Below are 23,155 nucleotides of genomic sequence, written 5' to 3'. Positions count from 1 at the left end.
GGTCGGTACCGCCGAGCTCGACATCCGCCCGCAAGGCTACCGAGTCATACCCCTGCACCAGCGGATAGAGGAACTCATGAATGGCAATCGGTTGATTGGTTTTATAGCGCTTGTCGAAGTCATCGCGCTCGAGCATGCGAGCCACGGTGTACTGGGAAGTCAGACGAATGAAATCCGCTGGCCCCATTTGATCCATCCAAGTGGAGTTAAACGCCACCTCGGTCTTGGCCGGATCAAGAATCTTGAAGACTTGAGTCTTATAGGTCTCGGCGTTATCGAGAACCTGTTCACGGGTCAACGGTGGACGGGTAGCACTCTTGCCACTCGGGTCACCGATCATTCCGGTGAAATCACCGATAAGAAAGATAACCTGATGCCCCAGATCCTGGAACTGGCGCAGCTTATTAATAAGCACGGTATGCCCCAAGTGCAGATCGGGCGCAGTCGGGTCGAAACCTGCCTTGATACGCAGCGGCTGCCCGCGCTTGAGCTTTTCGACCAGCTCGGACTCGACCAACAGTTCTTCCGCACCACGTTTGATCAGCGCTAGCTGCTCTTCAACCGACTTCATAACAGACCCGCAAGGCTCAGATTCAAAGGGCCCCAACCATACAAGATCGCGCACCAAATACAAGGTTTGCCCGGCGCGCGGACGCCAATCCACGGACAGAGCGTCCGCGGGCTTGCTTCGCAGGGGTTTTGGTTATATTTTATACAGTTATTTCATCTTCATCATGTCATTCATCTTTTCCAATTCATTTTTTCAAAAGCCAAATTACTTATGACCATTGAACCGTCTAAAGCGCCGCCGCTTTACCCGAAGACCCACCTGCTCGCAGCAAGTGGCATCGCAGCCCTCCTTAGCCTGGCGCTCCTGGTATTCCCTTCCAGCGACGTTGAAGCAAAAAAGACGACTCTGAGTCTTGAACTGGAAAGCCCTGCTGAACAACTGACACAAGAACAAGACGCTGCCGAAACCGTTCAAGCCACAAACGAACCGGCCGCCTCCCCCTTTGCACAGATTGAAAACAGCCCGGAAGACACTGCCCAGGCTGCTCAGGTAACGCCGCCTGCCGCAGAAGAAAAGAAAGGACCGGACCATCGCGAAGTGATAGTTGCCAAGGGCGACACGCTTTCCACCCTATTTGAAAAGGTTGGCCTGCCTTCGACTTTGGTCCACGAAATCCTTGCCAGCGACAAGCAAGCCAAACAGTTCACTCAGCTGCAACGTGGCCAGAAACTTGAATTCGAACTCAATCCAGACGGCCAGCTGAACAACCTGCACACCAAGCTGAGCGACCTGGAAAGCATTACCCTGACCAAGAACGACAAGGGTTATGTGTTCAACCGCGTCACCGCCAAGCCCACGGTTCGCTCGGCCTATGTTCATGGCGTCATCAATAGCTCTCTGTCGCAGTCGGCTGCTCGCGCTGGCCTGTCCCATAGCTTGACTATGGACATGGCCAGCGTGTTTGGCTACGACATCGACTTCGCCCAGGATATTCGCCAGGGCGACGAGTTCGATATCATCTACGAACAGAAAGTGGTCAACGGAAAGAGCGTTGGCAACGGTCCGATCCTTTCCGCACGTTTCACCAACCGCGGCAAGACCTACACTGCGGTTCGCTATACCAACAAGCAGGGCAACAGCAGCTACTACACCGCCGATGGCAACAGCATGCGCAAGGCATTCATCCGTACACCGGTTGACTTCGCCCGCATCAGCTCGAAGTTCTCCGCAGGCCGCAAACATCCGATCCTGAACAAGATCCGCGCCCATAAAGGCGTCGACTACGCCGCGCCCCGTGGCACTCCGATCAAGGCCGCCGGCGACGGCAAAGTATTGTTGGCCGGACGCCGTGGCGGCTATGGCAACACCGTGATCATCCAGCACGGCAATACCTACCGCACGCTTTACGGCCACATGCAGGGCTTCGCCAAGGGCGTGACGACTGGCGGAACCGTCAAGCAGGGGCAGGTCATCGGGTATATCGGCACTACCGGCCTGTCCACCGGCCCGCACTTGCACTATGAATTCCAAGTCAACGGTGTTCACGTCGACCCGCTTGGTCAAAAGCTGCCAATGGCCGACCCGATAGCTAAATCCGAGCGCGCTCGCTTCCTCGCCCAAAGCCAACCACTTATGGCTCGCATGGACCAAGAGAAAGCCACCATGCTGGCTTCGAGCAAGCGCTAAGCCATGGCGCTTTATATCGGCGTGATGTCCGGGACAAGCCTGGATGGCCTGGATATCGCCCTGATTGAACTCGCACCGGCGATCAACCTGATCGCCACGCACTACATCCCCATGCCCGCTTCCCTGCGCGCAGAACTGCTCGGTTTGTGCAGCAGCGGGCCCGATGAAATCGCTCGTTCGGCTCTCGCCCAGCAAAACTGGGTGAAGCTGGCGGCGCAGGGCATACATACCCTGCTCACGCAACAGACGCTCAAGCCAGAGGATGTAAGGGCGATCGGCAGCCATGGGCAGACCATTCGTCACGAACCAGCCCGCGGGTTTACCGTACAGATCGGCAACCCTGCGCTTTTGAGCGAATTGACCGACATTACCGTCGTCAGCGACTTCCGCAGTCGCGATGTCGCCGCCGGAGGGCAAGGCGCGCCTCTGGTTCCGGCGTTTCATGAAGCATTGTTCGAAGAGCAAGTCGGCAATCGAGCAGTACTGAATGTCGGCGGCTTCAGCAATCTCAGCCTGATAGAACCTGGAAAACCTGTTGCCGGCTTCGATTGTGGCCCAGGCAACGTATTGCTCGATGCCTGGATACATCTACAACGGGGCGAGGATTTTGATCGCGACGGTCAATGGGCCGCCAGCGGTAAGGTCGAACCGGTTTTGCTCAAGGCGCTGCTCAGCGACCCCTTCTTCGTCACCAAAGGTCCGAAAAGCACAGGACGAGAAGTATTCAATTTACCTTGGCTCAAGCAGCATCTATCGCACTTGCCTGCCTTCGCCCCTGAGGATGTACAGGCCACGTTGCTCGAGCTGACAGCCCAGACCATCGTCGAATCACTCCAGCATGCACAGGCAGATACGCGGGAATTACTGGTGTGTGGTGGCGGTGCCCACAACCAGGCATTCATGACACGCCTGGCCGCTTTGCTACCGAACACCAAAGTCAGCAGCACAGCTGTGTATGGTGTAGATCCGGATTGGGTAGAGGCCATGGCCTTCGCCTGGCTCGCCCATTGCTGCCTTGAGGGCATCCCTGCAAACCGTCCAAGTGTCACTGGCGCCCGAGGGTTGCGCATACTCGGCGCCATCTACCCCGCCTGAATCATTTATCCGGGACAAAAAAATGCCGCAGGACCATAAGACCCTGCGGCATTTTTACTGAAGCGATCAGATCGAGAACGAGGAACCGCACCCACACGTGGTGGTGGCGTTAGGATTCTTGATCACGAAACGCGATCCTTCGAGCCCTTCCTGATAGTCCACCTCGGCACCCGCCAAGTACTGGAAGCTCATGGGATCGACCACCAGACTGACCCCTTCGCGCTCGACGATGGTGTCGTCTTCGGCCACTTCTTCATCGAAAGTGAAACCGTACTGGAAACCCGAACAACCGCCGCCCGTAACGAATACGCGCAGCTTCAAACGATCATTGCCCTCTTCATCGACCAGGCTCTTCACCTTGTGCGCGGCACCGTGGGTGAATTGCAAAGCCGTGGGGGTGAAGGTTTCGACGCTCATGCTGAATATCTCCCGGCGCTTACGCCGTCATAATGCGTGATGGCGGCATTATCCGCTTCTCCTACAAAATTGGTCAACTATTTGAGGAGCAGCGGCAAGCTACAAGTTAAGAGCGGCAAGCTTGTAGCTTAAAGCTTGCCGCTTTTGACTGCTGTTAAGGCAGCATCCCGGCATGGGCCAGACCCAGGCGTTCATCCAGTCCGAACAGAATGTTCAGGTTCTGCACTGCCTGGCCGGACGCACCTTTGACCAGGTTATCGATGACTGACAACACCACCACCAGATCACCATCCTGAGGACGGTGCACGGCGATCCGGCAAACGTTGGCACCGCGTACGCTCCGGGTTTCCGGATGGCTGCCGGCCGGCATTACGTCGACGAACGGTTCGTTGGCGTAGCGCTTTTCGAACAGTGCCTGCAGGTCCACCGAACGATCGGCGACGGTTGCGTAAAGGGTGGAGTGGATGCCGCGAATCATCGGCGTCAGGTGCGGCACGAACGTCAGGCCGACGTCCTTGCCCGCTGCACGACGCAAACCCTGGCGAATTTCCGGCAAGTGGCGGTGACCTTTTACCGCATACGCCTTCATGCTTTCCGACGTTTCGGAATACAGCGAACCGACACTGGCACCGCGCCCAGCGCCACTGACACCGGACTTGCAGTCAGCAATCAAACGCGAGGTATCGGCAAGACCGGCCTCGAGCAGCGGCAGGAACCCCAGCTGTGTAGCCGTCGGATAACAACCCGGCACCGCGATCAGCCGCGCCTGCTTGATTTTCTCCCGGTTGACTTCCGGCAACCCGTAGACCGCCTCGTCGAGCAGGTCCGGCGCGCCATGAGGCTGACCGTACCACTTGGCCCATTCATCCGCGTCTTGCAGGCGGAAGTCCGCCGACAGGTCGATGACCTTGGTCCCGGCAGCCAGCAGCTCACCTGCCAGCGCATGGGCAACACCGTGGGGAGTGGCGAAGAACACCACATCGCAGGCGCCAAGGGTCTTGATATCCGGAACACTGAATGCCAGGCCGTCGTAATGGCCTCGCAGGTTCGGATACAGGTCGGCGACAGCCAGGCCAGCCTCGGATCGGGAGGTAATGACCACCACCTCAGCTTGCGGATGCTGTGCCAACAGACGCAGCAGTTCGACACCGGTGTAACCCGTGCCGCCGACGATACCGACCTTGACCATAAACCTGCCCTCAACGAACCCACTGGAAAGCCGTCGATGATAGGGGCCACGCGGCGCGGCGACAACCGCCAAGGTGACGTGCGGACGCTCTAACCTCTACTATCGGGCTACCGTGAACCTGGGGATAACCAAAAATGCTCTATCTGTGGCTCAAAGCACTTCATATTGTCAGCATGGTCTGCTGGTTTGCCGGCCTGTTCTACTTGCCGCGCCTGTTTGTCTATCACGCCCAAAGCGAAGACAGCGTCAGCCAGGAGCGTTTCAGCGTCATGGAGCGCAAGTTGTATCGCGGCATCATGGGCCCGGCGATGATCGCGACCCTGGTGTTCGGCATCGGGTTGCTCAGCCTGAACGCCGGCGCTTACTTCACCCAAGGTGGCTGGATGCATGCCAAGCTGACCCTGGTCGTGCTGCTGATCGGCTATCACCATATGTGCGGCGCCCAGGTGAAGCGCTTCGCCCGTGGCGAAAACACCCGCAGCCATGTCTTTTATCGCTGGTTCAATGAAGTGCCGGTTCTGATATTGCTGGCTATCGTAATTCTGGTCGTGGTTCGGCCGTTCTAACTTCCAATCAGCCTATCTAACCGGGGTACTTCCATGTCGCTACCCGCTCTGCTCGAACAACGCTTGCGCCTGCCCGTCGTGGCGGCACCGATGTTCCTGATCTCCAATCCACAACTGGTACTGGCCTGCTGTCGTAACGGCATCGTCGGTAGCTTCCCGGCATTGAACCAGCGCGAAAGCAGCGGCTTCAAGGCTTGGCTGGAGGAAATCGAGGCAGGCCTGGCGACCCTGGAAAACCCGGCGCCCTACGCCGTGAACCTGATCGTTCATCACAGCAATCCGCGCCTTCAGGCCGACCTGGCCATCTGCATCGAACATAAGGTGCCGATCGTCATCACGAGCCTGGGCGCGGTGAAGGAACTGGTGGACGCGGTCCACGGTTACGGCGGCCTGGTATTCCATGACGTCACCACACGCCGTCACGCCGAGAAAGCCGCCGAAGCCGGTGTCGATGGTTTGATCGCCGTTGCTGCCGGCGCGGGCGGGCATGCCGGGACCTGGAGTCCTTTCTCGCTGATTGCCGAGATCCGGCAGTTCTTCGACAAGACGTTGCTGCTGGCGGGATGCCTCAACCACGGCCATCAGATTCTGGCCGCGCAACTGCTCGGTGCGGACCTGGCCTATTTGGGGACCCGTTTCATCGCGACGAGCGAAAGCCACGCCCCAGACGCTTATAAAGAGATGTTGCTCACATCAAGAGCGGCAGACATCGTGCATACTCCCGCTGTGTCCGGAGTGCCAGCCAGTTTCATGCGCCAGAGCCTGGAAAACGCCGGTTTCGACTTGGCCGCCTTGCAAGACAAAGGCGCGGTGGATTTCGGCTCGAAACTCAAACCGCTGAACGACGAAGCCAAGGCCTGGAAAACCGTGTGGTCGGCAGGTCAGGGCGTCTGTGAGATCAATGATTTGCCGAGCGTCGACCAACTGGTGGCACGCCTGGATAAGGAATACCGCCAGGCGCAAGCCCGGGCGGCACAGCTCGGCGGGCAGTGGCCGCGCTGAGCACAATCAAAACCAATACTTAATTTTAGAGACAAGGATGCCGGGCATGAGCGAAACCCGTTTCAACATAATATTCGACGGAGCCTTGATGCCTGGCGTCGACACCACGACCGCCAAGCTCAACCTCGCCGAGCTGTTCAAGAGCGATGTCAGCGCCATAGAACGACTGTTCAGCGGGCGCAAGGTGGCCCTCAAGAGCGACCTGTCCCAGGGCGAAGCACAGAAATACCTCGAAGCGCTCAACAAAAGCGGGATCGATGCTCGAATCGAGGCCCAGCCTTCGCTTGAGTTGAATCTTGGCGAAGTTCATGAAACTCACCATCGGCCTGATCCGATTGTCGACCCGGTCTCCCCTTACGCCCCACCTCGGGCGGATGTCGGCGAAGCGGTGGCCGGCTATGCCACGCTCAAGCCGTTCAGCTTCGATGGGCGTATCGGGCGGTTGCGATTCCTGGCCTGGACCATGGTGCTGACGCTGGCGATGATGCCGGTCATCGGTATTGCCTTTTGGTTCAGCCTATCCTGGCTACTCGTTTCCAACTCGATAGCGGCAATGATCGTTGGCGGGGTGGTCGGGGTCGCCATCATGCTCGCCTTTGCGTTTGCAAGCCTGCAATTCAACGTCCAGCGCCTGCACGATGTCGGCTGGTCCGGGTGGTTGTGGCTGCTTAATCTGGTGCCCTTCGTGGGCGGCCTGTTCCCGATCGTCCTTCTGTGCATGCCTGGCAACGCCGGTGCGAATCGCTACGGCCCTCCGCCGCCGCCGAACAGTACTGCGGTCAAGGTGTTGTCGTCACTGTGGGTCGTCTTGATCGTATTGATTATCGTCGGTGCGGTGGCTGGCGCGTTCAGCGGTATCGGCGAGGAATATGGCAATTCCCTGGGCAGCTATGAAAGCAGCCAGTCGAGCGAGTATGAAAGCAGTGATGAGACCGCTGCCGAACCTGCCGAAGACGCGGCAGAAGCTGCAGCGCAAGCAGCGGAAGCAGCCTCACCTTCTGTAGAATCCGAAGAGGAACAATAAGCGCGCTTCGTGCCGGTGGCAGCCCCACCCACTGGCGGCGGGCTGTTGCGATGGAGAAGTGCATGACCCGTTACGCTCTGATCACTGGCGCTTCCAGCGGCATCGGCCTGGCCATGGCCGAAGCGCTGGCGCGGCGCGGCCGTAACCTTTTATTGGTGGCTCGACAGCGTGATCGGCTGGAAAGCATTGCAATCGAGCTGACCCAACGATTTGGCGTAGAGGTGCTATTCCGGGCCTGCGACCTGGGGGAGCCGCTGCGACTTTCAGGATTTATCCTGGAGTTGGAGGAAGGCGAGCGGCAAATCGACCTGCTGGTCAACTGCGCCGGCATCGGTACCAGCGGCCCGTTCCTGGGGCAGGACTGGATGACCGAGCAGGACCTGATCGAGGTCAACATCCTCGCCCTGACCCGTCTTTGCCACGCGGTAGGCAACAGCATGGCATTGCATGGCGGCGGCCAGATCCTCAACGTTGCGTCCATTGCCGCATTCCAACCCGGGCCATGGATGAGCACTTATCACGCCAGCAAAGCCTATGTGCTGCATTTCTCCGAAGCCCTGCGGGTTGAATTGAAGAAATGCGCGATCAAGGTCTCGGTGCTTTGCCCTGGCCCGACCCGCACCGGTTTTTTCGCCAGGGCACAGATGGACGAAACAAAACTCAACGCCAGCAAACGACTGATGAGCCCGGAGGAAGTTGCGTTGTTTACCGTACGTGCGCTGGAGCGCAACCGCGCCATCATCATTCCCGGACGGCGCAACCGCTGGCTGGCCGCGCTGCCACGATTCGGCTCGCGATGGCTGGTGCGCAGCATCGCCGGCATGGTCAACAAAACCTATTGCCCGCGCTGATACCCTCGCTGAAAATCCAGGCTCGCGACCGAGCCTCCGTTACACTCGACCTCGACTTACCCAACGCCAACGGAGAAAACAGCTGTGGATACTCTGTTTACCAAGATCATCAACCGGGAGATCCCGGCCAAGATCATCTACGAGGATGACCAAGTCCTGGCCTTCCACGACATCGCCCCACAGGCGCCCGTGCACTTCCTGGTCATTCCCAAGAAACCGATCCGCACGCTCAATGACCTGACCGAAGACGACAAAGGGCTGGCCGGGCACATCCTGTTCACCGCCCAGCGCCTGGCACTCGAACTGGGTTGCGAGGAAGGTTTCCGCGTAGTGATGAATTGCAATGAACTGGGTGGGCAGACGGTGTATCACATCCATATGCATGTGCTGGGTCAGCGCCAGATGCACTGGCCGCCGGGTTGAAAGCCCTGATCCAACGCAAATCTTCAGCGGCCGATTGGGTTAAACTGGCCGCCGTGATTTTTCCCGGAGGTACGCATGACTACTCAACGTCACTACTCGCCGATTGACCGCCTGTTGCTGCAAGCCGATACCGCGATGCGCACGCTGCTGCCCTTCAGTGGCCAGCCGTACCGTCCATCGCCGGCTATCGTACAGCCGGACGCGCAGATGAGTGATGAACAGACTCGCCATGTCGCGGGCCTGATGCGCATCAACCACACCGGCGAGGTTTGTGCCCAGGCTTTGTATCAAGGCCAGGCGCTGACTGCGAAACTGCCGAAAGTGCGTCAAGCGATGGAGCATGCCGCAGAGGAAGAAATCGATCATCTGGTCTGGTGTGAACAACGCATTCGCCAACTGGGCAGCCACACCAGTGTCCTCAATCCGCTGTTCTACGGCATGTCATTTGGCATCGGGGCAGTGGCTGGACTGATCAGCGACAAGGTCAGCCTCGGCTTCGTCGCCGCGACCGAGCACCAGGTATGCAAGCATTTGAATGAACACTTGGAGCAATTGCCGGCCGAGGATGAAAAATCCCGGGCGATCCTGGAACAGATGCGCGTGGATGAGGAGCATCATGCCGAAAGCGCGCTCGATGCTGGCGGTTTCCGCTTTCCGGCGCCCGTGAAGTTCGGCATGAGCCTGCTGGCCAAGGTCATGACAAAGAGTACGTATCGGATCTGATGGCAGCGATGTCTTCGGCGATACGGTCGAATTCAAGGCAATAAAAAGGCGACCCACCGGAGTCGCCTTTTTATTGCCCGAAGGTCAGCATGACATGCTCACGAGGAGCTCAGCCCAATTCGATGATTTCATAATCGTGGGTGATCTCGACGCCGGCGGCGCCAAGCATGATTGAAGCCGAGCAGTACTTTTCAGCGGACAATTCAATGGCTCGCTTGACCTGGGCTTCCTTCAAGGATCGCCCCTTCACAACGAAGTGCATGTGGATCTTGGTAAATACTTTCGGATCTTCAGTGGCGCGCTCCGCTTCGAGGAACGCTTCACAGCTTTCGACGGCCTGGCGGGACTTCTTGAGAATACTGACCACGTCGAAATTGCTGCAGCCCCCTACGCCCAGCAGGAGCATTTCCATCGGCCGAACACCCAGGTTCCTGCCACCGGCCTCCGGCGGGCCGTCCATGACGACCACATGACCACTGCCTGACTCACCGAGGAACATGGCTTCGCCAGCCCATTGGATGCGTGCCTTCATCGCCAAGACTCCACTGTTTAAAAAAGGGTCGCCAGCTTAGCACAGCACTCCGGCATGACAGCTCCTGCCGTAGGACACCTGCCCGTCTGAACGTAGGTAAATTCTTAAATGAATTCGAGATGCCTCTGTTAAGCTGGCACCCAATCGCTGGCTTATTGCCAGCTTTTTTGTTGATAGCCAATCACTTCACACAAAAACAAGCCACCACAGCGCGCAATTTTCGGGACACAACCATGGTTGCCATTACTCCCACGCTCAAGATCAAGAACCTGGACAAGCTGTTGATGCATTGTCAGCGCCGTCGCTATCCAGCCAAGCACAACATCATTTGCGCGGGGGATCGTTCCGATACATTGTTTTTCATTATCAAGGGGTCTGTCACGATTTTGATCGAGGACGATGACGGCCGAGAAATGATCATCGCCTATCTCAATTCCGGAGATTTTTTCGGCGAACTGGGGTTGTTCGAACAAGCTGGCAAGGAACAGCAGCGCAGCGCCTGGGTGCGGACGAAAATCGAATGTGAAGTGGCGGAAATCAGCTACGCCAAATTTCGAGAATTGTCCCTGCAAGACCCGGACATTCTTTACGTCCTCAGCGGACAAATCGCACAGCGCCTGCGCAATACCACGCGCAAGGTTGGGGACCTCGCATTCTTCGACGTGACTGGGCGTGTCGCCCGCTGCCTGCTGGAACTGTGCAAGCAACCCGATGCGATGACTCACCCGGACGGTATGCAGATCAAGGTCACTCGCCAGGAAATCGGTCGGATTGTCGGCTGTTCCCGCGAGATGGTCGGCCGGGTACTCAAGGATCTGGAAGAGCGCAACCTGGTCAACGTGAAAGGCAAGACCATGGTGGTGTTCGGGACACGCTAAACGCCAGGCAGCGCGACCAACAGCGCCCGATACAACGCTTCGAGCCGCGCCAGTGCGAGGGGCGCCGGGAATTTTTCGTGCAAGGCAATGTGACTTTCGGCACGCACGCGCTGCTCCAGGCCACAGGCCTCATTGAAGCGATTGACCGCCGCGACCATCGATTCGCGCTCGTTATCCAATAGAAGCGCACCATGAACCAGTCCTACCGGACGTTGGCCGCCCTTGCTCTGGCGCCAGCGCTGAGCGGTGCCGACCATTTTCCGACCATCGAGGTTGACGTTGAATCGCCCGTCGCAAAAAGCCCCCTCCACCTCGCCGAGGGAAGCCACGCCGCCCCATTCATCCAGCAACTGGCAGATTGGGTCGCACAATCGACGATAAGCGGTTTCGATCCGGCCGTGATCGCCCTCGCTGCGCGGGGGCGCATAGACCAGGGCGATATTGACGGTGGCGGCCGATTGCGGCACCGGTTCGCCGCCGGTTTCGCGCAGCAACACTGGCCAGCCGTTCGCCGCCGAGATCTCACAGGCGTGTTCGAACCCCGGCAGGCGGCTCAAGCGGCGCGGCATGACCAGCGCACGATCGTTGGGCTGCCAGAACAACAGGCCGAACTCAGCATCGCCGGCGCAGATACTGGCCAAGAGATCCTGTTCAGCTTGCAGGCCGGCTTCGACGGTCAGGGAGATCGCTGGCGACATTGAGTCAGTCCAGCGTCGAACCGCTGACCGGAAGGCCACGCTCGGGAAAGAACAAGCGCTGCAATTCGGTGCCCGGGCTCTCGGCCCGCATGAACGCTTCGCCCACCAGGAACGAGTACACATCGCTGACTTCCATCAGCTCGACATCGGCCCGGTTGAGGATGCCGCTTTCAGTGATGACCAGGCGATCGCGAGGGATGCGCGGCAGCAAGTCCAGGGTGGTTTCCAGGCTGACTTCGAAGGTGTGCAGGTTGCGGTTGTTTACGCCCACCAGTTTGGTGTCGAGGGTTTTCAGGGCCCGCTCCAACTCGTCGCCGTCATGGACCTCCACCAGGACATCCAGTCCCACGCCCTTGGCAACTGCCGCCAGCTCGGCCATTTTCACATCATCCAGGGCAGACACGATCAACAGCACGCAATCGGCGCCAAGCGCACGCGCCTCGACGATCTGATAAGGGTCGATCATGAAATCCTTGCGGATCACCGGAAGCCGGCACGCTGCCCGCGCCTGCTTCAGGTATTCGTCGGCACCCTGGAAAAAATCGACATCGGTCAGCACCGAGAGGCACGTCGCGCCGCCCTTCTCGTAGCTTTTGGCAATGTCGGCCGGGACGAAATGTTCACGAATCACACCCTTGCTCGGGGAGGCTTTTTTGATTTCGGCGATCACCGCCGGCTGTTTCTTCTTGGCCTGATCGATCAGCGCCTTGGCGAAACCCCGCGGTGCATCGGCTGAACGCGCGAGGTTTTCCAGCTCGGCCAGACTGACCCGAGCGCGGCGTTCAGCCACTTCCTCAGCCTTGCGAGCCAGAATGTTTTCCAGAACCGTTGGCACGCTCATCCTTCATTCTCCACTTTGAATACCGCGGTAAATGCACCCAACTCTTCGAGCTTTTCCCGGGCCAGGCCAGTGTGCAACGCATCATGCGCCAGTTCCACGCCTTGCTTGAGGCTGCTGGCATGGTCGGCGGCGTACAACGCAGCGCCGGCATTGAGGACGATCATCTCAGCGGCTTTCTGGCCGTTCTCGGTCTTGCGCCGGCCCAGGGCGTCGCGGATCAGCTCCAGCGATTGCGCCGGACCATCGACTGCCAGACCGTGCAAACTCTGGCTCTTCATGCCCAAGTCTTCAGGTTCGACCCAATACTCGCTGATCTGATCATTTTTCAGTTCGGCGACGAAGGTAGGCGCCGCCAGGCTGAATTCGTCCAGCCCGTCCTTCGAATGGACCACCAGGATATGTTTGCTGCCCAGCCGTTGCAGGACTTGCGCCAATGGCCGGCACAGCGCCTGGCTGAACACGCCGACGACCTGATGTTTCACGCCGGCCGGATTCGTAAGCGGGCCGAGCATGTTGAACAGCGTGCGCAGCCCCAGGTCACGACGGGGTGCGGCGGCGTACTTCATGGCGCTGTGGTGGGTCTGGGCAAACATGAAACCGATGCCGACGTTATCAATGCAGCGCGCCACTTGGACCGGGGTCAGGTTCAGGTAGATGCCGGCCGCTTCAAGCAAGTCAGCACTGCCACTCTTGCCCGAGACCGCGCGATTGCCATGCTTGGCAACGGTGCAGCCGGCCGCCGCGACAACAAATGACGACGCGGTGGAGACGTTGAAGATATTGGCACCGTCCCCACCAGTGCCGACCACGTCCACGACTCGCTCCAGGGTCTTGAGCTCGACTTTGTCTGCCAGTTCGCGCATGGCCGAGACCGCGCCGACGATTTCATCGATGCTCTCGCTTTTCATGCGCATGGCCATCATGAACGCGCCGATCTGCGCGTCCGTGCATTGTCCGGTCATGATTTCGCGCATTACGTCGCGCATCTCGTCGGTGCTCAGGTCGAGATGGCCGACGATACGGCTCAGGGCTGTCTTGATATCCATTGGAAAGTCCTTAGCGCATGCCGCCGGTTTGTTTGAGGAAGTTGGCGAACAGCTCGTGGCCCTGCTCGGTGAGAATAGACTCGGGATGAAATTGCACACCCTCGATGTTCAAGGTCTTGTGGCGCAAACCCATGATTTCATCCACCGAGCCGTCTTCAAGCTGCGTCCAGGCAGTCAACTCAAGGCAGTCAGGCAAGGTTTCGCGCTTGACGATCAGTGAGTGATAGCGGGTCACGGTCAGCGGATGATTGAGGCCTTCGAATACCCCCTTGTCCTCGTGGAATACCGGGCTAGTCTTACCGTGCATGACCTGCCGGGCACGCACCACATCGCCACCGAATGCCTGGCCGATCGACTGGTGCCCCAGGCAGACGCCAAGAATCGGCAGCTTGCCGGCGAAATATCTGATGGCCTCGATGGAGATGCCCGCTTCTGTCGGCGTGCAAGGACCGGGCGAGACCACAATGCGCTCGGGCTTGAGGGCTTCGATTTCAGCGATGGTCAGCTCGTCGTTGCGCACGACCTTGACCTCGGAGCCTAGCTCGCCGAGGTACTGCACAACGTTATAGGTAAAAGAGTCGTAGTTATCGATCATCAGCAACATGGCGTAAGCAACCTATTGAATTCACTGACTTTAAATACAGCCTTCGGAGAGTGACCCGCACGGTGCTGCGCTTGGCAGGGCGGATGATGCCCCGGCGAAGCGGCTTCCAAGCGGGTAAAGAAGGCAAATCGGTACAGGTCCGGCCGGGGCCGGCGAAGAATGTCAGGCGCGCCAACGCCAGCGGGCGTGTGCCTTGATCATTTGATCCAGAAGTTTGCTGACAATCGACACAGGGGAAGTCTCGTTCATACGTCCCGGCACAGTAGCTTAGCTGGGCGGAGCACGCAATATGACCAACCCCGGAAGGGCTTTGAAACAATCGCGTCACGGCGGATAGATGGCAAAAGGCCGAAAGTTTTTGGTACTGTCGTTTCGTTTTCCCCACAAAAATAAGATAAAAACGGACTTTCCCATGATCAAACAGACATTATTCGTACCGATTGCCAGCTGTCTGCTCGCGATGGCCTGTGCCCAGGCCACCGCTGCGCCCAACCCTTATTCCAAGTTCATCGTGTTCGGTGACAGCCTCAACGATGCCGGCCAGTTCGCCGACCCGAACGGCCCCGCCGGGGCAACGCAGCGCTTCACCAATCGAACCGGCCCGTCCTATCTCGACGGCAGCGGCGAGAGCTACTCAGCCAACTCCACCCAACTGCTCGGCGGGCGCCTGGGTTATTCCGCCGACGAGACCGCCGCCTCCACATCGGCGGTGCGCGCCGGCGAGGGGCTGGCAGATGGCAACAACTGGGCGGTGGGTGGTTATCGTACCGATCAGATCCTGGAATCGATTACCGGCGTGTCCGATACCGGCGAGCGCAGTCGCCCCGGCTATCTGCAGTCCAATGGCCTGCGCGCCGATCCGAATGCGCTCTATTACATTTCCGGGGGCGGTAACGACTTCCTCCAAGGCTTGGTGTTGAGCCCTGCACAGGCGACCGCCGCCGCAGACCGCCTGGCCGACAGCGTTCAAGTGCTGCAAACCGCCGGCGCCCGTTATGTGATGGTCTGGCTGCTGCCCGACCTGGGCCTGACGCCGGCGCTGAATGGCACCCCATTGCAAGGCGCCGTCTCGCAGCTCAGCAATCAGTTCAACCAGCAACTCGTCACGCGACTGCAAGGCATCGATGCCGAAGTCATTCCACTGAACGTTCCGTTGCTGCTGCAAGAAAGCTTCGCCGACCCGGCACGGTTCGGCCTCGCCACCGGGGAGAACCTCACAGCCACCTGTTTCAGCGGCAACGGCTGCACGGAAAACGCCACCTATGGCATCAACAGCGCCACGCCTGACCCTAGCAAACTGATCTACAACGACTCGGTTCACCCTACCGAAGCCGGGCAAAAACTGATCGCCGACTACGCCTACTCCTTGCTTTCAGCGCCTTGGGAACTGACGTTGCTGCCGGAAATGGCCCACTCGACCTTGCGGGCCCACCAGGATGAATTGCGCAGCCAATGGCAATCGGATTGGGAGAACTGGCAAGCAGTCGGCCAATGGCGAGCCATTGTCGCTGGCGGCGGCCAGCATCTGGACATGGACAGCCAAGGCAGCGGTGCCAGCGCCGACGGGAGCGGCTACAGCCTGAACATCGGCGGCAGCTATCGGCTCAACGAGGCGTGGCGCGTGGGGGTTGCCGCCGGGCTCTACCGCCAGGACATGGATGCCGGCCATAACGATTCGAACTACAAACTCAACAGCTACCTGGCGACAGCATTCGCCCAATTCCAGCAAAACCGTTGGTGGGCCGACGCCGCACTGACCGGCGGCAAGCTCGACTACGACAACCTGGAGCGCAAATTCGACCTGGGCGTCAACGAAGCGCAGGAGAAAGGCGACACCGATGGCCACCTGTGGGCGTTCAGCACCCGCGTGGGCTACGACATTGCCCAGCCGGGCAGCGAGTGGCACCTGTCACCGTTCATCAGCGCTGATTATGCGAAGGTGGAAGTCGACGGCTATTCGGAAAAGAGCAGCCGCTCCACAGCCCTGACGTTTGATGATCAGACCCGCGATTCGAAGCGCCTGGGGATTGGCTTGCAAGGCAAATACAACTTCACCCGCCAGACCCAGGTGTTCGGCGAATATGCCCACGAACGTGAGTACGAAGACGACACGCAGAAGGTGAACATCGCCCTCAACAGCCTGCCGGCCAACGACTTCACCCTGGAGGGCTATACACCGCAGAGCCACCTGAACCGCTTGAGCGTTGGGGTCAGCCACAAACTGACCAACGACCTGGCACTGCGGGGCGGTTATACCTTGCGCAAGGATGATGACCTGACCCAGCAAGGCATCAGCCTGGGCGTCAGTCTGGATTTCTGATCGCGGAAAACCCTGTGGGAGCGAGCTCGCTCCCACACTGATCGAGTTGCCATAGTTGTGTGTTGAAAGACTTTCAGTCTTTTGGGGTCTGCTCGGCCAGTGCCACGGCGCGGAACATCGCGCGGCGCTTGTTCAGGGTTTCTTCCCATTCCAGTGCCGGCACCGAGTCGGCGACAATGCCACCACCCGCCTGAACATGCAGTTCACCGTCCTTGATGACGGCGGTGCGGATAGCAATCGCAGTGTCCATGTTGCCGTTCCAGGCGAAGTAACCCACCGCCCCGCCGTATACCCCACGCTTGACCGGTTCCAGTTCGTCGATGATTTCCATCGCGCGAATTTTCGGCGCGCCAGACAACGTGCCCGCCGGCAGGATCGCGCGTAAGGCGTCCATCGCCGTCAGCCCGGCCTTCAATTGACCGGTGACGTTGGAGACGATGTGCATCACGTTGGAATAGCGCTCGATGACCATCTTCTCGGTGAGCTTCACCGAACCGACTTCCGAGACGCGCCCGGTGTCGTTGCGGCCCAGGTCGATCAGCATCAGGTGCTCGGCGATTTCCTTGTCGTCCGACAGCAGGTCCTCCTCCAGCGCCCGATCCGCCTCTTCCGTGGCGCCACGCGGGCGGGTACCGGCAATCGGTCGCACGGTAATCAGGTTGTCTTCGACCCGCACCAGCACTTCCGGCGAACTGCCCACGACATGGAAGTCACCGAAGTTGAAGAAGTACATGTAGGGCGTTGGGTTGAAGCAGCGCAGCGCCCGATAAAGATCGATGGGCGCAGCCTTGAAGTCGATGGACATGCGCTGCGACGGCACGACCTGCATGCAATCGCCAGCCAGGATGTATTCCTTGATGGTATCGACGGCTTTTTCGTAGTCGCCCTGGGTGAAACTTGAGCGGAACACCGGATCGGCCGCCGACTGCTTGCTGAAATCCAGGCCTGGGCGCGGGGTAATTGGCTGACGGAGCTTTTCCAGGAGTGCCTGCAGACTTTTCTGACCTTGCTCGTAGGCATCTTCCCGGGACGGGTCGGCCAGGACGATGGCGTGCATCTTGCCAGCGAGGTTGTCGAAGACCACCACGGCGTCGGAAACCATCAGCAAGATGTCCGGCACGCCGAGTGGATCGGGGTTCGGACAGGCACCCAGGCGTTTCTCCACGTAGCGCACGCAGTCGTAGCCGAAGTACCCCACCAAGCCACCATTGAAACGCGGCAAGCCGGGAATGGTCGGCACGTTGTAGCGGGCCTTGAAGGTTTCAACGAAGGCCAACGGGTCTTCGACTTCGAGGCTTTCGATCTCGACGCCGTCGTGGGTCACGCTGATGCGATGGTCATGGACCCGCAATACGGTGCGGCACGGCAAGCCGATGATGGAATAACGGCCCCATTTCTCACCGCCCTGCACCGACTCGAGCAGATAGGAATTGGGCTCGTCGGCCAGCTTGAGGTAGATCGACAGCGGCGTATCGAAGTCGGCCAGGGTTTCGCAGGCAAGCGGGATGCGGTTGTAGCCGGCAGCGGCTAGGCGCAGGAATTCTTCACGGATCATGGGGTGCCTCGTGGCATGAGGAGCTGACAGTCAGGTATGCAAACGCGCCGGATAACCGGCCTGGATCAGGTCAGGCGCGCCAACGCCAGCGGGCCAGGGCCTTCATGACTTTCATCCAGAGTTTGCGAGTGACCACCACGATGGCGTTTCCAGAAGAGGATTGAACAGCGTCGGGCAACGTTATCTCAGCGGCCGGGTCCAGGCAACTGGGAATTAGCAGGCGCAAATCGTCGATCACCAGCGTAGGAAACTCTTCGGCGATGGGCCGGCCATGGTTGTAGCCGTAACTCAGCGCCACACACTTGACCCCCGCCGCTTTCGCCGCCAGCACATCGCTGCGCGAGTCGCCGACGAATAACGATTGCGAGGCCGGGATGTTGGCCATTTTCATCACGAAGAACAGCGCCGCCGGGTCGGGCTTTTTTTGTGGCAGGGTGTCGCCGCCGATGATCCAGCGGAAATAACGACCGATTTTCATCTCATCCAGCAACGGCGCGACGAAGCGCTCCGGTTTGTTGGTGATCAAGGCCATTTCCACGCCTTGTTTTTTCAGCCATTTGAGTGTGGAGCGCACACCGGGATAGACCACGGTCAGCTCATGGTTGCCTTCATAGGCTTCGTTGAACAGCTCCAGCGCCCGCTCAGCCTCGGCATCATCCACACCGTTGGCATCGATGTGGTTGGCCAGGGCCCGGCGCACCAGCATGGGCGCGCCATTGCCGACCCACTGGCGCACCGCATCGATGCCGGCGGGCGGGCGGCCGAGCTTGAGCAGCATATTGTCCACGGCGGCCGCGAGGTCCGGGACCGAATCGACCAGCGTGCCATCGAGGTCGAACATCACCAGGCGCGGCAGGCTGCCGGGGAACAGCTGCTCGAAGCCGCTCATGGACGCGCCAGGGCCAGTTCGGTGCGCATCTTTTCAATCACCTCTTGGTAGTCCGGCGCATTGAAGATCGCCGAGCCGGCCACAAAGGTGTCGGCGCCGGCCGCAGCGATCTCACGGATATTGCCCACGTTCACGCCGCCGTCGATTTCCAGGCGGATATCACGCCCCGAGGCATCGATCAGCGCACGGGCTTCGCGCAGCTTGTCGAGGGTGCCAGGGATGAATTTCTGTCCGCCGAAGCCAGGGTTGACGCTCATGAGCAGGATCATATCGACCTTGTCCATCACGTACTTGAGCACGTCCAGGGGCGTTGCCGGGTTGAACACCAGGCCGGCCTTGCAGCCGCCCTCGCGGATCAATTGCAAGGAGCGATCAACGTGCAGCGTCGCTTCGGGGTGGAAGGTGATGTAGGTGGCGCCGGCTTCGATGAAGTCACCCACGATCCGATCCACCGGGCTGACCATCAGGTGCGCGTCGATCGGCGCAGTGATGCCGTACTTGCGCAGCGCCGCGCAAACCATCGGACCGATGGTCAGGTTGGGCACGTAATGGTTGTCCATGACGTCGAAGTGCACGATGTCGGCCCCGGCGGCCAGAACGTTGTCCACTTCTTCGCCCAGGCGGGCAAAGTCGGCGGAGAGAATCGACGGAGCAATAGCGAAGGGCTGCATGACGCACCTGTTTTGAGCGGAATCACGATGGCGCGCATTGTATACCTCAAGATTTGGCGCGCACACCGTGACTGTCGATCAATACGCTGCGCGGTAGATCTTCTCGATGTCGCCGGCGCTCAGCTTGCGCGGGTTGTTGCGCATCAGCCGCTCGATCCCGGCGGCCTCCACGGCCATCGAGGGGATTACGTCCGCGGTCACGCCCAGGCCACTCAAGCCTTTGGGGATTTCCACGGCGGCACACAGCGCGATCATGGCTTCCACGGCTTCGTCCGCGGCTTCAAGGTCGCTCAAATGGGCGGTCTTGATGCCCATGGCCTCGGCGATCTCGCGCATGCGCTCGACGCAGGCGAGCTTGTTCCATGCCATGACATACGGCAGCAACAAGGCATTGGCGACGCCATGGGACACGTGAAAGCGCCCACCCAACGGATACGCCAGCGCATGCACCGCTCCAACCCCGGCATTGCCGAACGCCATGCCGGCCATCAGGCTGGCAGTGGCCATGTCTTCGCGGGCTTGCAGGTGGGCGGGGTTGGCATAGGCCTTGGGCAGTGCGCGGGTGATCAGTTTGATCGCGCCGATGGCCAGGGCATCGGTGATGGGCGATGCGTTGAGTGACAGGTAGGCCTCGATGGCATGCACCAACGCGTCGACACCACTGGAAGCCGTCACGCCGCGAGGGCATGTAAGGGTCATTTGTGGGCTGACCAACGCCACGTCCGGCAGTAGGTAATCACTGACGATGCCTTTTTTCAGCTGTGCGGCCTTGTCGGAAAGTATCGCCACGTTGGTGACTTCCGAACCGGTCCCGGCGGTGGTGGGGATGGCAATCATGGGCGCGCCTTTGCGCGGTACTTGATCGACACCGAACATGTCCTGCAGCTCGCCGTGGTACCCGGCGTAGACGCCTACGCATTTGGCGATGTCGATGGCACTGCCGCCGCCCAGGCCGATCAGGCCGTCATGGCCACCGTCGCGGTAGGCCTGCATGCAGTCCTCGACGATGGCGATTTCCGGGTCGGGCATGACCCGGTCGAAAATTTCGTAGTCGCGCCCGCCCAGATGCTGCAAGGCCAGCTCGACGGTGCCGGACTTGACCAGCGCGGCGTCGGTCACGATCAGCGGGTTATCGACGTCAAGCCGTGTCAGCTCGGCCGCCAGTTGTTCGATGGCAGCGGCGCCGGTAATCAGTTTGTGGGCGATCTTGAATGAGGAAAGACTCATGTGCGCGGCCTCTTATTCGAGTATGGGCTGGCACAAGGATAGCTCGGTATTGGGGGTTGTCTGCTATTCGGCTTATGAATACGCCGCAAACCCATTGTGGGAGCGGGCTTGCTCGCGAATACGGCGGCACATTCAACATTTGTGTCGACTGGCACACCGCATTCGCGAGCAAGCCCGCTCCCACACTGGAGCCATGTAAGACGTTATACCTGGGCAGTGCGCAACTTCTCACTGCGCCCACGCAACCACTCCAGGGTCAGCAGCAGAATCACCGAAAAGGCGATCAGCAGCGTCGCCGCAGCGGCAATGGTAGGGCTGAGGTTTTCACGGATGCCGCTGAACATCTGCCGTGGCAGGGTTGCTTGCTCGGGGCCGGCCAGGAACAGCGTTACCACCACTTCGTCGAACGACGTCGCGAAGGCAAACAGCGCTCCGGAGATTACGCCCGGGGCAATCAATGGCAGGGTCACCCGACGGAACGCCGTCAATGGCGAAGCACCAAGGCTGGCAGCGGCCCGGACCAGGTTGTGGTTGAACCCCTGCAAGGTCGCCGACACCGTGATGATGACGAACGGCACGCCCAGCACCGCGTGAACCACGATCAGCGAAAGGAAGCTGTTGCCCATGCCCAACGGCGCGAAAAACAGATAGCTGGCGACACCGATGATCACCACCGGCACCACCATGGGCGAAATCACCAGGGCCATTACCAGCGCCTTGCCCGGGAAATCGCCGCGGGTCAGGCCAATAGCCGCCAGCGTACCGAAGACCATCGCCAGCAAGGTCGCCGCCGGGGCCACGACAATGCTGTTCTTCAACGCTCGCATCCATTCGGCCGAGGCGAAGAAATCGTGGTACCACTGCAACGAAAAGCCTTGCAGCGGGTACACCAGGAAACTACCGGAGTTGAACGACAGCGGAATAATCACCAGCACCGGCAGGATCAGGAACAACAGGATCAGCCCGCAGAGTGTGCGCAAGCTGTAGAACCACACCCGTTCGATGGGAGACATATAAGGACTCAACATTTTGATCTCCCCTTAGCTCAGGCGCAGGCGACTGGCGCCTACCAGTCGGTTGTAAATCAGGTAAAGCACGACGGTCGCCAGCAGGAGCAGCCCGCCGAGTGCTGTGGCCATGCCCCAGTTGATGCTGGTGTTGGTGTAGAACGCCACGAAATAGCTGACCATCTGGTCGTTCGGGCTGCCCAGCAGCGCCGGCGTGATGTAATAGCCGATAGCGAGGATGAACACCAACAGGCAGCCGGCGCCGACACCGGCGTAGGTCTGCGGGAAATATACCCGCCAGAAACTGGCGAACGGATGGCAGCCCAGGGAAATCGCCGCACGCATGTAGGTGGGCGAAATGCCCTTCATCACGCTGTAGATCGGCAAGATCATGAACGGCAACAGGATGTGCACCATGGAGATGTAGACACCGGTGCGGTTGAACACCAGCTCCAACGGTTTATCGATGATTCCCATGGCCATCAGGGCGCTGTTGATCAGGCCACCCGATTGCAGCAGCACGATCCACGCCGCGACTCGTACCAGGATCGAAGTCCAGAACGGCAGCAGTACCAGGATCATCAGCAGGTTGCTCTGGCGTGATGGCAGGTTCGCCAACAGATAGGCCAGCGGATAGGCCAGCACCAGGCAGATCGCAGTGATCACCAGGCCCATCCAGAAAGTACGGGTAAAGATGTCGAGGTAGATGGCTTGGTCCGGCGTGGCCGGGGCCAGTTCGCCGAGGTCGTCGACGCGGTGATCGACGGCCGCCAGCAGGTAATAAGGGGTGACGTTGCTGGTATTACGACGGATCACCTGCCAATACGCGGGGTCGCCCCAGCGCTCGTCGAGGTTTTCCAGTGCTTCTTTATAGGAGGCCGGCTCAGTGGCAAACGGCAACGCCCGAGCGGTCTTGGTCAACAGGCTGCGATAGCCGGCCAGCTCCATGTTCAGGCGCTTGGACAAGTCGCCGAGGGTCTGATTCTTGCGAGCTTCGGCCAGGTCTTCACTGGCGGCCTTGTACACCGGTTCGCCGGGCAATCCGCGTCCGTCCCATGCTGCGACGGCCGCTACGGTGCGCGGCATGGCGCCCACGACTTCCGGGTTGCTGACGCTTTTGAACAACAGCGCCACGATCGGCACCAGAAACACCAGCAACAGAAACAGCACCAGCGGCGCAATCAAGGCCTGGGCCTTCCAGCGGTTGACCCGCTCGGCGCGCTTGAGCCGCTGCTTCAGGGTGGGGCTGGTGCCTGCGTTCAGTGGAACGGCGATGGCCATGGCGAACTCCGCAAATCTTTTGATCGTTACAGGGGCGGCGGGCCGCCTCTGTTCTGTTGAAATCGCAACCTGTGCGAGCGGGTCATTGTGGCGAGCGAGCTTGCTCGCGCTGGGCTGCG

The 23,155-nt window shown here is 59.7% G+C and carries 24 protein-coding genes (1 of these 24 only partly in view); 10 read left to right on the top strand and 14 right to left on the bottom strand.

Going from position 1 to position 23,155, the window contains the following annotated elements:
• Positions 1–571, bottom strand: the start of a protein-coding gene (tyrS, locus tag PFLQ2_RS24385; RefSeq protein WP_003177731.1) for a tyrosine--tRNA ligase. The gene continues 629 nt to the left of window position 1, outside the view; the window shows 571 of its 1,200 coding nt (coding positions 1–571); the start codon lies at positions 569–571; the stop codon falls past the left edge of the window.
• A gap of 210 nt (positions 572–781) precedes the next feature.
• Between tyrS and PFLQ2_RS24390 the strand changes: the two genes are divergently transcribed.
• Together PFLQ2_RS24390 and PFLQ2_RS24395 are read left to right on the top strand one after the other, a co-directional pair.
• The gene (locus PFLQ2_RS24390; protein WP_003177729.1) at positions 782–2,197 is read left to right on the top strand and encodes a peptidoglycan DD-metalloendopeptidase family protein; all 1,416 of its coding nucleotides are present in this window, start codon (positions 782–784) and stop codon (positions 2,195–2,197) included.
• 3 nt (positions 2,198–2,200) lie between these two features.
• Positions 2,201–3,292: an anhydro-N-acetylmuramic acid kinase gene (locus PFLQ2_RS24395; RefSeq protein WP_003177728.1), complete on the top strand. Its 1,092-nt coding sequence runs from the start codon at positions 2,201–2,203 to the stop codon at positions 3,290–3,292.
• A 66-nt stretch (positions 3,293–3,358) separates the two neighbouring features.
• Here the strand turns inward: PFLQ2_RS24395 and erpA are convergent, their stop codons facing one another.
• Together erpA and argC are read right to left on the bottom strand one after the other, a co-directional pair.
• Positions 3,359–3,709: an iron-sulfur cluster insertion protein ErpA gene (gene erpA, locus PFLQ2_RS24400; protein WP_003177727.1), complete on the bottom strand. Its 351-nt coding sequence runs from the start codon at positions 3,707–3,709 to the stop codon at positions 3,359–3,361.
• A 154-nt stretch (positions 3,710–3,863) separates the two neighbouring features.
• Positions 3,864–4,898, bottom strand: coding sequence for an N-acetyl-gamma-glutamyl-phosphate reductase (argC, locus tag PFLQ2_RS24405; RefSeq protein ID WP_003177726.1), 1,035 nt, complete (start codon positions 4,896–4,898; stop codon positions 3,864–3,866).
• 134 nt (positions 4,899–5,032) lie between these two features.
• Here argC and hemJ point away from each other — a divergent pair, with 134 nt between their 5' ends.
• From hemJ to coq7, 6 genes are all read left to right on the top strand, one after another.
• Positions 5,033–5,464, top strand: coding sequence for a protoporphyrinogen oxidase HemJ (hemJ, locus tag PFLQ2_RS24410; RefSeq protein ID WP_003177725.1), 432 nt, complete (start codon positions 5,033–5,035; stop codon positions 5,462–5,464).
• A gap of 33 nt (positions 5,465–5,497) precedes the next feature.
• A complete protein-coding gene (locus PFLQ2_RS24415; RefSeq protein ID WP_003177724.1) occupies positions 5,498–6,466 on the top strand; it encodes an NAD(P)H-dependent flavin oxidoreductase in 969 nt (322 codons plus the stop codon).
• Between the two features lie 46 nt (positions 6,467–6,512).
• Positions 6,513–7,490 (top strand): DUF805 domain-containing protein, encoded by a 978-nt coding sequence (locus tag PFLQ2_RS24420; protein WP_003177723.1) that lies wholly within the window; start codon positions 6,513–6,515, stop codon positions 7,488–7,490.
• A gap of 62 nt (positions 7,491–7,552) precedes the next feature.
• A complete protein-coding gene (locus tag PFLQ2_RS24425; RefSeq protein WP_003177722.1) occupies positions 7,553–8,341 on the top strand; it encodes an SDR family NAD(P)-dependent oxidoreductase in 789 nt (262 codons plus the stop codon).
• An 84-nt stretch (positions 8,342–8,425) separates the two neighbouring features.
• Positions 8,426–8,764 (top strand): histidine triad nucleotide-binding protein, encoded by a 339-nt coding sequence (locus tag PFLQ2_RS24430; protein WP_003177721.1) that lies wholly within the window; start codon positions 8,426–8,428, stop codon positions 8,762–8,764.
• Between the two features lie 75 nt (positions 8,765–8,839).
• Positions 8,840–9,487 (top strand): 2-polyprenyl-3-methyl-6-methoxy-1,4-benzoquinone monooxygenase, encoded by a 648-nt coding sequence (gene coq7 / locus PFLQ2_RS24435; RefSeq protein ID WP_003177720.1) that lies wholly within the window; start codon positions 8,840–8,842, stop codon positions 9,485–9,487.
• A gap of 109 nt (positions 9,488–9,596) precedes the next feature.
• Here the strand turns inward: coq7 and PFLQ2_RS24440 are convergent, their stop codons facing one another.
• Positions 9,597–10,019 carry an OsmC family protein gene (locus PFLQ2_RS24440; protein ID WP_003177719.1) on the bottom strand — a complete coding sequence of 141 codons (423 nt, stop codon included), beginning with the start codon at positions 10,017–10,019 and terminating at the stop codon, positions 9,597–9,599.
• Positions 10,020–10,252: 233 nt separating this feature from the next.
• Here PFLQ2_RS24440 and crp point away from each other — a divergent pair, with 233 nt between their 5' ends.
• Positions 10,253–10,897 (top strand): cAMP-activated global transcriptional regulator CRP, encoded by a 645-nt coding sequence (gene crp / locus PFLQ2_RS24445; protein WP_003177718.1) that lies wholly within the window; start codon positions 10,253–10,255, stop codon positions 10,895–10,897.
• Here the strand turns inward: crp and PFLQ2_RS24450 are convergent.
• From PFLQ2_RS24450 to PFLQ2_RS24465, 4 genes are read right to left on the bottom strand one after another with little or no spacing between them, the layout of a single operon-like run.
• Positions 10,894–11,595: a lipoate--protein ligase family protein gene (locus PFLQ2_RS24450; RefSeq protein WP_003177717.1), complete on the bottom strand. Its 702-nt coding sequence runs from the start codon at positions 11,593–11,595 to the stop codon at positions 10,894–10,896. The genes crp and PFLQ2_RS24450 overlap by 4 nt on opposite strands.
• Before the next feature lie 4 nt (positions 11,596–11,599).
• Complete coding sequence (gene trpC, locus PFLQ2_RS24455) at positions 11,600–12,436, bottom strand: indole-3-glycerol phosphate synthase TrpC (RefSeq protein WP_003177716.1); 837 nt, start codon at positions 12,434–12,436, stop codon at positions 11,600–11,602.
• Positions 12,433–13,482: an anthranilate phosphoribosyltransferase gene (trpD, locus tag PFLQ2_RS24460; protein ID WP_003177715.1), complete on the bottom strand. Its 1,050-nt coding sequence runs from the start codon at positions 13,480–13,482 to the stop codon at positions 12,433–12,435. The genes trpC and trpD overlap by 4 nt, the downstream gene beginning before the upstream one ends.
• A gap of 10 nt (positions 13,483–13,492) precedes the next feature.
• Complete coding sequence (locus PFLQ2_RS24465) at positions 13,493–14,086, bottom strand: aminodeoxychorismate/anthranilate synthase component II (RefSeq protein WP_003177714.1); 594 nt, start codon at positions 14,084–14,086, stop codon at positions 13,493–13,495.
• Between the two features lie 412 nt (positions 14,087–14,498).
• Between PFLQ2_RS24465 and estP the strand changes: the two genes are divergently transcribed.
• Entirely contained in the window at positions 14,499–16,406 is a 1,908-nt protein-coding gene (gene estP / locus PFLQ2_RS24470; protein WP_003177712.1) for an esterase EstP, read from the top strand.
• A 73-nt stretch (positions 16,407–16,479) separates the two neighbouring features.
• Here the strand turns inward: estP and trpE are convergent, their stop codons facing one another.
• The 6 genes from trpE to PFLQ2_RS24500 all read right to left on the bottom strand — a co-directional run bounded on the left by trpE (position 16,480) and on the right by PFLQ2_RS24500 (position 23,036).
• The gene (trpE, locus tag PFLQ2_RS24475; protein ID WP_003177711.1) at positions 16,480–17,961 is read right to left on the bottom strand and encodes an anthranilate synthase component I; all 1,482 of its coding nucleotides are present in this window, start codon (positions 17,959–17,961) and stop codon (positions 16,480–16,482) included.
• Between the two features lie 70 nt (positions 17,962–18,031).
• A complete protein-coding gene (locus tag PFLQ2_RS24480; RefSeq protein WP_003177710.1) occupies positions 18,032–18,850 on the bottom strand; it encodes a phosphoglycolate phosphatase in 819 nt (272 codons plus the stop codon).
• Entirely contained in the window at positions 18,847–19,521 is a 675-nt protein-coding gene (gene rpe, locus PFLQ2_RS24485; protein WP_003177709.1) for a ribulose-phosphate 3-epimerase, read from the bottom strand. The genes PFLQ2_RS24480 and rpe overlap by 4 nt, the downstream gene beginning before the upstream one ends.
• A 78-nt stretch (positions 19,522–19,599) precedes the next feature.
• Positions 19,600–20,748, bottom strand: coding sequence for an iron-containing alcohol dehydrogenase (locus PFLQ2_RS24490; RefSeq protein WP_003177708.1), 1,149 nt, complete (start codon positions 20,746–20,748; stop codon positions 19,600–19,602).
• Between the two features lie 203 nt (positions 20,749–20,951).
• Positions 20,952–21,776, bottom strand: a complete 825-nt coding sequence (locus tag PFLQ2_RS24495) for an ABC transporter permease (RefSeq protein WP_003177707.1) — start codon at positions 21,774–21,776, stop codon at positions 20,952–20,954.
• A 12-nt stretch (positions 21,777–21,788) separates the two neighbouring features.
• Positions 21,789–23,036: an ABC transporter permease gene (locus PFLQ2_RS24500; protein ID WP_003177706.1), complete on the bottom strand. Its 1,248-nt coding sequence runs from the start codon at positions 23,034–23,036 to the stop codon at positions 21,789–21,791.
• Positions 23,037–23,155: the final 119 nt, after the last annotated feature.

The organism is Pseudomonas fluorescens Q2-87, assembly GCF_000281895.1.
GTDB classification, from domain to species: Bacteria; Pseudomonadota; Gammaproteobacteria; order Pseudomonadales; family Pseudomonadaceae; genus Aquipseudomonas; species Aquipseudomonas fluorescens_S.
Note: the sequence above shows the minus strand (reverse complement) of the source record. Positions and strands in the feature narration are given on the sequence as shown.

Bases quoted from the DNA above. Each gene is read 5' to 3' on its own strand.
- hemJ (WP_003177725.1), top strand. From the start codon at position 5,033: ATGCTCTATCTGTGGCTCAAAGCACTTCATATTGTCAGCATGGTCTGC.
- PFLQ2_RS24425 (WP_003177722.1), top strand. From the start codon at position 7,553: ATGACCCGTTACGCTCTGATCACTGGCGCTTCCAGCGGCATCGGCCTG.
- rpe (WP_003177709.1), bottom strand. From the start codon at position 19,521: ATGCAGCCCTTCGCTATTGCTCCGTCGATTCTCTCCGCCGACTTTGCC.
- erpA (WP_003177727.1), bottom strand. From the start codon at position 3,709: ATGAGCGTCGAAACCTTCACCCCCACGGCTTTGCAATTCACCCACGGT.
- PFLQ2_RS24420 (WP_003177723.1), top strand. From the start codon at position 6,513: ATGAGCGAAACCCGTTTCAACATAATATTCGACGGAGCCTTGATGCCT.
- PFLQ2_RS24395 (WP_003177728.1), top strand. From the start codon at position 2,201: ATGGCGCTTTATATCGGCGTGATGTCCGGGACAAGCCTGGATGGCCTG.
- coq7 (WP_003177720.1), top strand. From the start codon at position 8,840: ATGACTACTCAACGTCACTACTCGCCGATTGACCGCCTGTTGCTGCAA.
- PFLQ2_RS24440 (WP_003177719.1), bottom strand. From the start codon at position 10,019: ATGAAGGCACGCATCCAATGGGCTGGCGAAGCCATGTTCCTCGGTGAG.
- crp (WP_003177718.1), top strand. From the start codon at position 10,253: ATGGTTGCCATTACTCCCACGCTCAAGATCAAGAACCTGGACAAGCTG.
- PFLQ2_RS24480 (WP_003177710.1), bottom strand. From the start codon at position 18,850: ATGAGCGGCTTCGAGCAGCTGTTCCCCGGCAGCCTGCCGCGCCTGGTG.
- estP (WP_003177712.1), top strand. From the start codon at position 14,499: ATGATCAAACAGACATTATTCGTACCGATTGCCAGCTGTCTGCTCGCG.
- PFLQ2_RS24390 (WP_003177729.1), top strand. From the start codon at position 782: ATGACCATTGAACCGTCTAAAGCGCCGCCGCTTTACCCGAAGACCCAC.
- PFLQ2_RS24495 (WP_003177707.1), bottom strand. From the start codon at position 21,776: ATGTTGAGTCCTTATATGTCTCCCATCGAACGGGTGTGGTTCTACAGC.
- PFLQ2_RS24465 (WP_003177714.1), bottom strand. From the start codon at position 14,086: ATGTTGCTGATGATCGATAACTACGACTCTTTTACCTATAACGTTGTG.
- trpC (WP_003177716.1), bottom strand. From the start codon at position 12,436: ATGAGCGTGCCAACGGTTCTGGAAAACATTCTGGCTCGCAAGGCTGAG.
- trpD (WP_003177715.1), bottom strand. From the start codon at position 13,482: ATGGATATCAAGACAGCCCTGAGCCGTATCGTCGGCCATCTCGACCTG.
- trpE (WP_003177711.1), bottom strand. From the start codon at position 17,961: ATGATCCGTGAAGAATTCCTGCGCCTAGCCGCTGCCGGCTACAACCGC.
- argC (WP_003177726.1), bottom strand. From the start codon at position 4,898: ATGGTCAAGGTCGGTATCGTCGGCGGCACGGGTTACACCGGTGTCGAA.
- PFLQ2_RS24500 (WP_003177706.1), bottom strand. From the start codon at position 23,036: ATGGCCATCGCCGTTCCACTGAACGCAGGCACCAGCCCCACCCTGAAG.
- PFLQ2_RS24450 (WP_003177717.1), bottom strand. From the start codon at position 11,595: ATGTCGCCAGCGATCTCCCTGACCGTCGAAGCCGGCCTGCAAGCTGAA.
- PFLQ2_RS24490 (WP_003177708.1), bottom strand. From the start codon at position 20,748: ATGAGTCTTTCCTCATTCAAGATCGCCCACAAACTGATTACCGGCGCC.
- PFLQ2_RS24415 (WP_003177724.1), top strand. From the start codon at position 5,498: ATGTCGCTACCCGCTCTGCTCGAACAACGCTTGCGCCTGCCCGTCGTG.